11 protein-coding genes and 1 other RNA gene are annotated in these 11,737 nt (G+C 37.1%); 5 read left to right on the forward strand and 7 right to left on the reverse strand.

The annotated features are described in order from the left end of the window. The coding region (locus BGO88_RS00975) for a choice-of-anchor L domain-containing protein (protein ID WP_286705635.1) at positions 1 to 2,552 on the reverse strand (2,552 nt) is incomplete at its 3' end. A 558-nt stretch (positions 2,553 to 3,110) separates the two neighbouring features. Between BGO88_RS00975 and BGO88_RS00980 the strand changes: the two genes are divergently transcribed. From BGO88_RS00980 to BGO88_RS00990, 3 genes are all read left to right on the forward strand, one after another. Further along, positions 3,111 to 3,614 carry a SixA phosphatase family protein gene (locus tag BGO88_RS00980; RefSeq protein ID WP_056067496.1) on the forward strand — a complete coding sequence of 168 codons (504 nt, stop codon included), beginning with the start codon at positions 3,111 to 3,113 and terminating at the stop codon, positions 3,612 to 3,614. After that, entirely contained in the window at positions 3,598 to 5,736 is a 2,139-nt protein-coding gene (gene ppk1 / locus BGO88_RS00985; protein WP_286705636.1) for a polyphosphate kinase 1, read from the forward strand. The genes BGO88_RS00980 and ppk1 overlap by 17 nt, the downstream gene beginning before the upstream one ends. 70 nt (positions 5,737 to 5,806) lie before the next feature. Beyond that, on the forward strand, positions 5,807 to 6,697 hold the full coding sequence (locus BGO88_RS00990; RefSeq protein ID WP_056067493.1) for a Ppx/GppA phosphatase family protein: 891 nt from the start codon (positions 5,807 to 5,809) through the stop codon (positions 6,695 to 6,697). Positions 6,698 to 6,771: 74 nt separating this feature from the next. On the opposite strand, the gene BGO88_RS00995 is transcribed toward BGO88_RS00990, so the two are convergent. Next, entirely contained in the window at positions 6,772 to 7,233 is a 462-nt protein-coding gene (locus BGO88_RS00995) for a DUF8439 domain-containing protein (RefSeq protein WP_286705637.1), read from the reverse strand. Between the two features lie 4 nt (positions 7,234 to 7,237). Here BGO88_RS00995 and BGO88_RS01000 point away from each other — a divergent pair, with 4 nt between their 5' ends. Continuing rightward, positions 7,238 to 7,387 (forward strand): hypothetical protein, encoded by a 150-nt coding sequence (locus BGO88_RS01000; protein ID WP_286705638.1) that lies wholly within the window; start codon positions 7,238 to 7,240, stop codon positions 7,385 to 7,387. A 16-nt stretch (positions 7,388 to 7,403) separates the two neighbouring features. Here BGO88_RS01000 and dnaX read toward each other — a convergent pair whose 3' ends face one another. The 4 genes from dnaX to BGO88_RS01020 all read right to left on the reverse strand — a co-directional run bounded on the left by dnaX (position 7,404) and on the right by BGO88_RS01020 (position 10,589). Next, positions 7,404 to 8,489: a DNA polymerase III subunit gamma/tau gene (dnaX, locus tag BGO88_RS01005; protein WP_286705639.1), complete on the reverse strand. Its 1,086-nt coding sequence runs from the start codon at positions 8,487 to 8,489 to the stop codon at positions 7,404 to 7,406. An 86-nt stretch (positions 8,490 to 8,575) separates the two neighbouring features. Beyond that, a complete protein-coding gene (locus tag BGO88_RS01010) occupies positions 8,576 to 9,184 on the reverse strand; it encodes a hypothetical protein (RefSeq protein ID WP_286705640.1) in 609 nt (202 codons plus the stop codon). A gap of 13 nt (positions 9,185 to 9,197) precedes the next feature. After that, positions 9,198 to 10,277, reverse strand: a complete 1,080-nt coding sequence (locus tag BGO88_RS01015; protein ID WP_101472492.1) for a DNA topoisomerase IB — start codon at positions 10,275 to 10,277, stop codon at positions 9,198 to 9,200. Positions 10,278 to 10,280: 3 nt separating this feature from the next. Next, complete coding sequence (locus BGO88_RS01020; protein WP_056067482.1) at positions 10,281 to 10,589, reverse strand: hypothetical protein; 309 nt, start codon at positions 10,587 to 10,589, stop codon at positions 10,281 to 10,283. 147 nt (positions 10,590 to 10,736) lie between these two features. Between BGO88_RS01020 and rnpB the strand changes: the two genes are divergently transcribed. Next, an RNA gene (gene rnpB / locus BGO88_RS01025) (RNase P RNA component class A) lies at positions 10,737 to 11,051 on the forward strand. On the opposite strand, the gene BGO88_RS01030 is transcribed toward rnpB, so the two are convergent. After that, positions 11,049 to 11,732 carry a response regulator transcription factor gene (locus BGO88_RS01030; protein WP_056067503.1) on the reverse strand — a complete coding sequence of 228 codons (684 nt, stop codon included), beginning with the start codon at positions 11,730 to 11,732 and terminating at the stop codon, positions 11,049 to 11,051. The two genes, rnpB and BGO88_RS01030, sit on opposite strands and share 3 nt — an antisense overlap. Between the last annotated feature and the right edge of the window lie 5 nt (positions 11,733 to 11,737).

Raw genomic sequence — 11,737 nt, forward strand, 5'->3', positions numbered from 1 at the left:
CTTCCGCAGGTATCGGTTGCGGTAAGCGCAGCCGCAGCCGGGATGTTTCCACAAGCGGCTATGATGTTTGATGGCAATGTTCCGTTAAATGTTGGAGCAGTGGTGTCGTTTATTGTGATTGTCTGAGTAAAATTTGCAGTTGTACAGTCTGTTGCAACTGTAAATACTCTGGTGACAACCGTAGGACAACTACCTGTTTTAGTGTCTTTATAAGTTATTGTATGTGCCAGAGATGCATTTGAAGTTGTTCCTCCTGCACTTTGGAATTGTGCCAATGTAATTGAGACAGGTGTTTCGCTATAAGTCAAAGGAGTAATACTACTTTGGTTACATCCCTGAATACTGGCATTAGCCGGACCAGTCAAGGTAACAGTAGGTTTTACAGTCACAGTCACTTGAGCACATGTTGAATTTCCACAGCTGTTTTCCCAACGTACATAATAGGTAGTTGTTTGAGTTGGAGCTTCAACTGAAAGGTTATTTCCTGTTCCGATTGGTGTTCCGCCACAACTTGAAGTATACCATTTTAAGGTAGTGCCTGATCCTCCTGTAGCAGATAAAACAATATTTCCACCTGCATTTGAACAGATATTATTATTGTTTACGCTTGCAGCAGTTGGCGCTACAGGCGCTGAATCAACATTAACAACTACCTGATCTGTTGATGCACATTGCCCGTTAGCATTGGTTACTGTCAGTGTGTAGGTAGTAGTTGTTGTTGGAGAAGCAATAGGATTCGCAATATTATTGAAATTTAATCCTGTTGACGGACTCCAGCTGTAAATAACACCACCGCTACCGCTTAGTTGCGTATTTCCTCCCGGACAGATAGTAACATCAGGTCCAGCATTTGCAACAATAGGAGTAGGGTTTCCAATAGTAGCAGTACCACTAAGATTTGGTTTACAACTTCCAGGGTCTTTTACAACTACAGTATAATTTCCTGGTGACAGGTTTGAAAAAGTATTGATACTTTGCCAATTTGCACCATTATCAATAGAATATAAGTAGCTTCCTGAACCACCTGAAACGTTTACGGTCAATGTTCCATTGTTTTGTCCGTTACACTGTGCATTAGTAGCATTGATAGAATTAAGAACAGCCGTTTCGTAGATGGTCATCGTTTGCGTTACATATACTACGTCACTGGAACAAGGACAGCTTGTTATTGTCCTTACAATAAAAGTTTCACTATTGTCTGAAATAGCATCAGCTACTGTAGTATAAGGTATGTCGATATAAGTTTGGTTAGCCGGAATTGTTACCTGTGTTGGAAATGGCTGTCCGCCAGTTGTCTGAATGTCGACTCCATTGGTAAAAGTTCCTGACAAAAGCAGATTCACAACTAATGGCTGTGAAATATCACTGCCAGTTCTTTGTACTCTGAATTTATTATTACATCCTTCAAAAATATTGTTCTGGTTTTCAATCATATTTCCATAGTTCGTAAGAACAATATTTTCGGAGTTGAAGCTTCGGGCTCCCAGAAAAACTCCGGAATCCCATTTCTGGTCACTTGCATCACCAATACTCAATTTGATTCTGTAGGTGGAGCAAGGTGTAACAGGATAGGTAGCAGTTAAGATAACGGTATTTCCATCAAATTGTGTAGTAGTTGATCCAGCTGCATTATTTTGATAATATTGTCCGTTTACTGCAGGGAAATTAACACCATCAACGTTTGTTCCTGCCGCGTGGATTGTATTGATAGAGATTGGAGTTGTACTACTAGGAAGTAATGCCAAATTGATAGCATTATTTCTGTAAGGACCTGAAATTCCAGGACCGCTTAAGAAAAAACCAAAGGCATCATTATATCCGGTTTCACAATATTCCAAATATTCTTCTGAAGAAAAGACATATTTAAATTCTAAAGTATTACCTGCTGGTACGAAATCAAATTCCAAAGTCGCAGCATCGTAAATTCTTCTCCCTGTAATGCTTGCCAAATCAGGATCATTGGCAGCACTTACCATTTCGTCCGTGCTTCCTCCCGTATTGTTTGGTCCCATCGCAGATGAAGCTTTTCCGGTCGTAAGCAATAATCCTTCTTCAATAGGAAAAGTAGAAGTTGCTTTATTGAAATAAGCTAATTGGCGATTTCCAGGTGTTGATGACCATGTATGGTTTTGCCACGTGTAAGTATTGTTATTTCTTGAATAATAACCAAATCTAACATTGCTTGCCGATAAGCAACCCGTAACAAAAAGGTTTTTCACCAATTGTTCTGGTGTATAAGCATTGTATGTAGCATTTTCTGCTACCGAAATTGATCCGGCAACAGCCATGGTTTGATATTCCAGTCCGCCCTTATTCTCTTTTACTTTAGGAGCATAGGGAATATTAGGCTTTGTAGCCCTGCCGGATACTGGAAGTTCTTTTTGCTGTGCAAACGAAGGTATCGCAACTAAAATTAACAAGCCTAGGAGAAATAATCTACTAAGAACTATTTTGTTATTAAATCGGACTTGTTTTTTTAGGCAGCCATTTTTCTTTTCGGTGATAAAAGCTTGTGGAACTTTTATTTCCTCACGCAGCGTAAAATTTTTCATGTACGTATTTTTTGGGTAAAGTTTTTTAAAAAGCATAGATCTTATTTTGATAGAAATAAGAACATTCGAATTACTTTTCGGGATAAAACTAACATCTAGTTTTTTAGATAAATAATTTTATCCGTGAATAGCATAAATAGTCGTTAAAGTATCTTTTTTACATAATTCTCTGGTTATTCAATTCGATTTTTTAATTATTGTCAGTTTTCTGGTTTCTTTATTGATTTATCGTTAAAATAAAAGCATAGAATGACAGTCCAAGTATTTTTGGATACAGAGTATTTGTTAAAAGGGAAATTTTGCAACCTGACTGATAGAAAACTTCAAAAGGTGGTATTAAGTTTTGCTATCTAAAATTTGCAACTGATGGTAGTCTAAAGTTTATATTAATTGACTTTTCTATAGCGAATTTATGTTAATAAATATTTAACTAATCGAAATCGGTAGTTTTTTCGATAAAAGTGCTTAAAATGTCTGTGAAGTAAACTTTTTTTTGTAATTTGTTCTTATAAATAGTGGTGTTTTTTGAAGTCTAACTAGTTTTTTAAATTATCATTTATGAAAAATTTGATATTAATACGACATGGGAAATCAAGCTGGAATGCCCCACTTCTGGATAAAGATCGTCCTTTAGCCAGTAGAGGAATGCAGGATGCCCATTTGGTTTCGATGGAAATAGGAAAACACCTTCCTAAAACTTTTACTATACTAAGCAGCACAGCAAAAAGAGCTTCAGAAACGGCTATTATTTTTGCCCAAAATCTTTCATGTCCGATTGAAAGCATTATTTTTAAGGACGAACTGTATACTTTCGATGACCGTCAGCTGGAGAAAATTATAAAATCATGTAATAATGATTATGACAACGTTATTCTTTTCGGACATAATGATGCTATAACAAATTTTGTTAATAAATTTGGGAACGTTTTTATCGATAATGTTCCTACAACCGGATTTGTTTCTATTAATTTTCAAAGCAATGACTGGCAATCGATCGATAAGGGCAAAACGCAACAAGTGATTTTTCCTAGAGATTTAAAAAAATATGATTCCACCAACTGATTACCGTTATATTGATCGTGAAAAAAGCTGGCTTGCTTTTAATGCGAGAGTTCTTCAAGAAGCCGCCGATAAAAATGTACCACTATTAGACAGACTCCGATTTTTAGGAATTTTTTCCAATAATCTTGATGAATTTTTCCGTGTCCGATTTGCAGCTATCCGCAGATTGAGCCATGCAGGTGTTTCAGGTGAAAAACTTTTGGGAGGCATCAGTTCGCAGCAATTGGTCAAGGATATAACAGAAATCGTAATTCAGCAACAATCGGAAAGTTTAAGGATCCTGAGCAATATTGAAAGTGAGCTCGAAAACGAGAATATTTTTATCATTAACGAGACCGAAATTTCCCGTGAACAGGAAAATTTTATAAAAGACTTTTTCATACAGAAAGTCAGTCCGGCTCTGGTAACGATTATTTTGAATGATCTTGCCGAATTTCCTGTTTTAAAGGATACATCCGGATATCTGGCTGTTAAATTGGTTATGACCAAACCCAAATCAACAACCAAAATAGTTGTCAAGGATACGGTATTAAAAATCAAAAAACCAAAAAAGGACGTACGCTATGCGGTTATTGAAATTCCAAAAACCATAAACCGGTTTGTTGTATTACCATCAAGCAATGATAAGCAATATATCATATTGTTGGATGATGTTATAAGATATAACCTGGGCAGTATATTCAATATTTTTGACTATGAGAGCATATCAGCACACATGATAAAAATAACGAGAGATGCACAGCTGGATATTGATAGTGATCAGAGCAAAAGTTTGATGGAAAAAATTTCCACCAGTGTAAAAGATCGCAGGATAGGGGAACCGGTGCGTTTTGTATATGACCAGTCTATAGAAAAAGATACGCTGAAATTTTTCCTGAATAAAATGGGAATCGACTCGACAGATAGTATTATTCCTGGAGGAAGATACCATAACCGACGGGATTATATGGATTTTCCTAATCTTGGGAGACAAGATCTTTTATACCAGTCTAATGTTCCTTTGCCGGTTGACGGATTAAGTCTGGAAGGGAGCATGCTTGAAAAGATTGCCAAAAAAGATTATCTGGTCAATGCGCCTTACCAATCGTTTTCTTACCTGATTAAATTTTTACGTGAAGCAGCACTGGATCCAAAAGTAATTTCGATAAAGATTACTTTGTACCGTCTGGCTAAAAATTCCCAGATTATCAGTTCCTTGATTAATGCAGCAAAAAATGGCAAGAAAGTAACTGTACAAATCGAATTGCAGGCCCGTTTTGATGAAGCCAGCAACATTTCGTATGCAGAACAGATGCAGACTGAAGGAATTGAATTGATTTTTGGAATAAAAGGGCTGAAAGTTCACAGTAAGATATGTGTGATTGAACGTGTTGAAGAAGGAAAGGTAAAACGCTACGGACTAATTTCGACCGGGAATTTTAACGAATCAACAGCTAAGGTTTATACTGATGTGACCTTGTTTACGAGCCATTCTAAAATATTAAAAGATGTCGCAAAGATTTTTGATTTCTTTGATATCAATTACCGCGTACACCGATATAAACACCTTATCGTTTCACCCCATTACACAAGAACACGTTTTGAAAAACTGATTGATAGGGAAATTGCCAATGCTCAAGAAGGAAAAGAAGCTCATATCAGTTTGAAAATGAATAGCCTTTCAGATTATGGTATGATTGATAAACTGTATGATGCAAGCAGGGCAGGAGTAAAAATAAGGCTGATTGTGAGAGGAATTTGTTCCCTGATTCCGGGTGTTCCGGGAATGAGCGATAATATAGAAGCCATCAGTATTGTCGATAATTATTTGGAGCATTCCCGTGTTTATATTTTTAATAATGATGGCGATCCGGAAGTGTACATCTCATCAGCCGATTTTATGACCCGAAATCTTGATGAAAGGGTTGAAGTTACCTGTCCTATTTATGATGAGAGCATAAAACAGGAATTGATAGATACCTTCAATATAGGCTGGAAAGGAAATGTAAAAGCAAGGCTGCATTCTGAAAAATTAGACAATTTGTACAGGGTTCGCAAAGATGCTCCTGTCTTCAGGGCACAGTTAGAAACCTATAATTATTACAGAAACAAACTGGAAGTAATTGCAGAAAACCTTAATTAGTTTGTACATCTGTTCACGGTCAGAAATGGTATTGTTTCCGGCTTTATTAAAATGATAGAATAAATAATTTATGATTACGATAAGAAAATATGCGGCGATAGATATTGGCTCCAATGCGATGCGCCTGCTGATTGCCAATATTGTTGAACAAAAAGGAAAAGAAACCCAATTTAGCAAAAGTTCCCTGGTGCGTGTCCCGATTCGTCTGGGTCAGGATGCTTTTACCGTAGGAGAAATTACGGAAGAAAATATCGAAAGGATGGTGGATGCCATGAAGGCATTCAAACTTTTGATGAAAGTGCATAAAGTAGAAAAATATATGGCATGCGCAACTTCTGCTATGCGTGAGGCATACAATGGCAAGGAAGTCGTAGACCTGATTAAGAAAAAGGCAGATGTAAAAATTGAAATTATTGACGGAAAGAAAGAAGCGGCTATAATTGCTTCTTCAGACCTGCACCATTTGCTGAAAACCGACCAAACCTATCTTTATGTAGATGTTGGCGGAGGCAGTACTGAATTTTCTCTTTTTACAGAAGGCAAGATAGTCGCCTCCAAATCATTTAAGATTGGAACCGTACGTTTGCTGAATAATATGGTTAATGACATCGTATGGCAGGAAATTGAGAAATGGATTAAACATGTGACGGAAGATTACGAACACATCAACATGATTGGTTCCGGCGGAAATATTAATAAGGTTTTTAAAATGTCAGGAAAATTACAGGAAAAGCCTTTGTCGTATATGTATCTGAATTCTCAGTTTTCTTTTCTCAACGGACTTTCCTATGAGCAAAGAATAGCCGAACTGGGGCTCAATGCAGACCGTGCGGATGTAATTATACCCGCGCTCAAAGTATATCTTAATGCAATGAAATGGAGTGGTGCCCGCAATATCTATGTGCCAAAAATAGGGCTTTCAGACGGTATTGTTAAGGCGATGTATTATAATAAGATTTAAGAAGGAAGATTTTAGATTTAAGATATCAGAATTAGGATTTAAGAGCGAAATTCAAAAATCTTAAATCAAAAATCCTAAATATCAAGGTCGAACGTTTTTCGCAAAATATCCAGGCTCGGATTAATTTCATTGAGCCTGTTGTATTTGTCCTGAGGTGTAAAGGCAAACTTATTCTCAACGGTTTCGTTGACAACAACCTCGATTTGGATATCGTAATTATGGAGTTTCCCACGCAAATGCCCTAAAAGGTCATGCTTTTCAGATTCAAATTCAATTTTTGAACCTTCGTTAGGAAGCTCATGATAAATGGTAGTTCCTTTTAATTTAGGGTCATTAATTAATAAAAGCGCTTCCAGAATTTTATATCCTTTATCGCCCAAACGCTGAGCATATTTGTTCCATTGCAACAGCATGTCAGTTTCTGTAAAAGGTTCTTTAGGCAATTCAGCCTCATGTCTTACTATAGCGTTGCTGGCTTTTTCCAATTCACGTATGCCCAGGACACTTTTAAGGGACAAACGATTAACTTGCGCCACGCTGATGTCATTTGTCGTAATTTCAGTTTTAGGGGTAACATTTTCTTTTTCGGGCTGTTTTTCTATTATAGGAATGGGTTCAGCTACAATTGGAGCCGTTCCTACTTCAATGATTTCCGGTGATTTAACAGGAATTTCGAGTACTCTTCCGTAAAAGTGATTCGGTGGGATTATATATCCGTCAACTTTTTTTTTTCTCCATCAAAAGTGATAGAGGCCAATTGCATTAAGCAAAGTTCAACAAGAAGACGTTGGTTTTGGCTGGATTTGAATTTTAAATCACAGTCATTTGCCAGGTCAATTCCTTTTAAAAGAAAATCCTGTGAAGCTTTTTGGGCTTGCAATCCGTACATTTTCTGTGCTTGTTCTCCGGCTTCGAGCAAAGCCAAAGTGCTAGGGGTTTTTGAAACCAGCAAATCCCTGAAATGGGAAGCAAGTCCGGCAATAAAATGATGTCCGTCAAAACCTTTGGATAGAATTTCATTATAAGCAATCAGCAGTTCCGGGATTTTGTTTTCCAAAATCAAGTCGGTCATGTTGATATAAGTCTCATAATCGAGTACATTCAGGTTTTCGGTTACTGCCAATCGGGTAAGGTTGTTTCCTGAAAAACTGACGACCCTGTCAAAAATAGACAAGGCATCACGCATTGCACCATCGGCTTTTTGGGCAATAATGTGCAAAGCATCATCTTCAAAAGTAATTCCTTCGCTATTGGCTACATCTGCCAGATGGTTTTTGGCGTCTTTTACCGTAATTCTTTTGAAATCGAATATCTGGCAACGTGATAATATCGTTGGAATTATTTTATGCTTTTCTGTAGTTGCTAATATAAAAATGGCATGTTTTGGCGGTTCTTCCAGGGTTTTTAAAAACGCATTGAAAGCAGCCTGCGAAAGCATGTGCACCTCGTCAATGATATAAACTTTGTATTGGCCTGTTTGTGGTGGAATACGTACCTGGTCAATCAGATTTCGGATATCGTCAACCGAGTTGTTGGATGCGGCATCCAGCTCAAAAACGTTGAAAGCAAAATCTTCGGTTGGGTCGTCATAACCTTCCTGGTTTATTTTACGGGCCAGGATTCTGGCACAAGTTGTCTTACCAACACCACGTGGTCCGGTAAAAAGCAAAGCCTGTGCAAGGTGGTTGTTTTCTATAGCATTCAACAAGGTATTTGTAATAGTCTGCTGACCCACAACATCTTTAAATGTTTGCGGACGGTATTTGCGGGCTGATACAACGAAATGTTCCATAGAAATTTGACTGGACGACAAATATAGGTCTAAATTTAAAGATTAAAAAATACTGTTGAAAAGTTTTAAAATTAGTTTTTCTATACTTAAAAGCGTTCCATATCGGGATGGAAAGTAATGTATTCGTCAGTTACTTTTTTGCCGGTTTCATGGATGATAATACTGATACAGTTTTCTTTTCTGATTTCAAATGCAATTCCCAAATCTACAGCATCATATATTTCAACGGTGCCTTCTGCATCTTTGTATTTTCCACATAATACTAATTTTGGATAACTGTTTCGGATTGTATTTATAGAACTTCCCGTTGAAATTCCTTCTTCCGTTTTAAATTCCGGAGAAGTAATACGGATAAGCCGGATTACTTTTTCGGTCATTTCAGAATTTTTATAAGTTGTATAAATATTCAACTCGTTTTTCTTATCGTCTTTGGAATACCAGGTACTCCAGGCTTTTCCCATAGCTGCATCAGAAAAATCAGGTCGTCCTAAAGCAGCGAGTGTTTCTGCATTTTGTCCCAAATGGGTAAGTCCTATGCTTTTTCCCGGAATGATAAGCTGTTTTTTATCAGTAGTTTTAACCAAAATAGTTTCAGCAATCGTATCTGAAACAGGAGTGGTTTCAATAGTTTTTGCTTTTTTGTCGGAACAGGAAATAAAACCGATTCCCATAAAAAGCCAGATTGTTTTTTTCATGACAATTTTTAATTTATCCTAAAACTTCAGCAATAGTTTCTTTTTTCAAGAGTCTGACCAATGCTTCTTCTTCGGGGTTCAGTTTATTGTTTTTAATATTAGCTTTTACCTTATAATTCCAGATAGAGCCTTTTTCATAAGAGGCGATGACGGTAGGATGCACATAGTACTTTTTACAGACAGCTCTGGTATTTCCCAACTTTTTGGCCACATCATCAATAACCGAAACGATATTTCTTTTGCATTCCGTAACCGTAATAAACTGGCCTATTTCCTGAAAAGTAAACAGAGCGTGCACGCTTCCTGCCCATACCCTGAAATCTTTTGCCGTAAAATCTTCGTGTGTAATTTCTTTGAGATAATTATTAATGTCTGCCGAGCCAATGGAGTGGTGTTTTCCTTCATCATCATAATACTGGAAAAGTTCCTGTCCCGGAATTTCTTTGCATTTTTTGACCAGATTGGCCAACTTGCGACTTTGCAGACTTATTTTATGCGACACCCCTTTTTTGCCTTTAAACTCAAAATAGACGGATGAATTAGAAAACTTCACATGTTTGTCCCGCAATGTTGTTAATCCAAAAGAGCCATATAATTTTTTATAGGCATCATTTCCAACACGAATATGGGTCAGTTCGATTAGTTTAACAACCAACGCGACTACTTTTTCATAAGGAAGTCCTTTACGATTCAAATCTTTTTCGATTTGTTTCCGTATCATTGGAAGGGCATTTGCAAACCGTCTCAATCTGTAAAACTTAGATTGATTCCGGATTTTATTCCAATTCGGATGATAACGGTATTGTTTTCTTCCTCTGGCATCAATTCCGGTGACTTGCAAATGCCCATTTTCATAAGGAGAAATCCAAACATTCTCCCAAGCCGGTGGTATGACCAGCTTTTTTATTCTTTCGATTACAGACTTATCTTTAATTATCGTATTGTTTTCATCCTTGTAGACAAAAGCATTGTCTTTGCCTTTTATTCTGTAATAGCCTTTATGCATTTGAGGAGCATATCTCAATCCTACAGACTGGGCTGTTACTTTTGGATTACTGCCAATTTTTTGAAGTTTTGCCTCTAATCGGTTCATGCTTTATTCAGAAGGCTGTCTGCCTTTAATTACGAGTTCATGTAAAGTTTGGGCTGCTTCGTCTTCTGAAAAAGACAGGTCTCCGGAAACATAGACTCCTTTTTCACCTTTGTCCGATTTGATTCCGTATACGGTTGCTTCGTCTCCAGGGTCGGTAGCTCCTTCATAACGGTATATGTGGACAATTTCAAAGCAATCACCACAATCTTTAATACGGTCTGCTTCAAGATTAAAATCTACTGTGAATCCTTTTTCTGCCAACTCTTCCAAAGCTTTGGATACGGTGGCATAATGATACATTTGATGGTCCATGACTTATATTTTTAATTGGTTTTTAGTATTTCTAATTTACAATATAAATTTCCCTGAAGTTGCTAACGGAATGTTAATTGAGTTTATAAGATTATAAGGTAAGATTACAGATTAATGGAAATCTCGATTAATTGCATTAGTTTTGCAGTCGCAGACCGCCTTATCGCCGTCTTGAAAAAGAGGGAGGAAAGTCCGGGCACCATAGAGCAACATAGCGGGTAACGCCCGTCACCGGAAGCAATTCCGGGAGGACAAGTGCAACAGAAAGTATGTACAGGTAATGCTGTAGTGAAACCAGGTAAACTCTATGTGGTGAAATACCAAGTATATCGGCTTTTAAGGGCTGCTCGTCCGTTGCCGAAGGGTAGGTAGATTGAGTTCCGGAGTAATTCGGAATCTAGATAAATGATAAGGGTTTCTTTTTAAGAAATACAGAACCCGGCTTACAGGTCTGCTTTTTTATTGTTTGAGTTTGAACTCCAATCCGATATTACGGATACTTTCAATAGAGATTTTTGGGTCATTTCCAAAGTATTTTCTCAAACGGCTGATAAAAACATCCATACTTCGACCTGAAAAAAAATCATCATTTCCCCAAACAGCTTTTAGTATTTCTTCCCGTTTCAACAGTTGGTTTTTATTTTTGTAAAGGAAAAAAATTAAGGAACCTTCTTTTTCAGTAACTCTTTGAATAGTTTCTCCGATTTTCAATTCCAGACGCTGCGGATTAAAAACATAATCACCAATTCGGATTTCTTCTGAAACAGGCAGAGATGTCTTTTCACTTCTTCTTACTATATTATTTAAACGGAGAACCAGTTCATCTGCTTCAAAAGGTTTGGCAATATAATCGTCGGCCCCTAATTTTAGTCCTTTGATTTTATCGTCTTTTAATTTTCGGGCTGTGAGAAAAACAAAAGGAACTTCCGGATTAATTTTAATGATTTTTTCTGCCAGTGTGAATCCGTCAATTTTAGGCATCATGACATCAAAAATGCAGATACTGAATTCTTCGTTTTGGAAAAGGTTCAACGCTTCTTCGCCATCTTTGGCCCAAAAAACCTGAAAATTATGAAGGTCAAGATATTGCTTGAGAATCATTGCAAAATCAAAATCATCTTCTGCTAAAAGTACTTTTTTGATAGTAA

Source organism: Flavobacterium sp. 38-13 (genome assembly GCF_001899155.1).
GTDB lineage: Bacteria > Bacteroidota > Bacteroidia > Flavobacteriales > Flavobacteriaceae > Flavobacterium > Flavobacterium lindanitolerans.

Coding starts and splice junctions, on each gene's coding strand:
- dnaX (WP_286705639.1), bottom strand. CDS start 8,489: ATGGAACATTTCGTTGTATCAGCCCGCAAATACCGTCCGCAAACATTT.
- BGO88_RS01010 (WP_286705640.1), bottom strand. CDS start 9,184: ATGAAAAAAACAATCTGGCTTTTTATGGGAATCGGTTTTATTTCCTGT.
- BGO88_RS01015 (WP_101472492.1), bottom strand. CDS start 10,277: ATGAACCGATTAGAGGCAAAACTTCAAAAAATTGGCAGTAATCCAAAA.
- ppk1 (WP_286705636.1), top strand. CDS start 3,598: ATGATTCCACCAACTGATTACCGTTATATTGATCGTGAAAAAAGCTGG.
- BGO88_RS00980 (WP_056067496.1), top strand. CDS start 3,111: ATGAAAAATTTGATATTAATACGACATGGGAAATCAAGCTGGAATGCC.
- BGO88_RS00990 (WP_056067493.1), top strand. CDS start 5,807: ATGATTACGATAAGAAAATATGCGGCGATAGATATTGGCTCCAATGCG.
- BGO88_RS01000 (WP_286705638.1), top strand. CDS start 7,238: ATGTCATTTGTCGTAATTTCAGTTTTAGGGGTAACATTTTCTTTTTCG.
- BGO88_RS01020 (WP_056067482.1), bottom strand. CDS start 10,589: ATGGACCATCAAATGTATCATTATGCCACCGTATCCAAAGCTTTGGAA.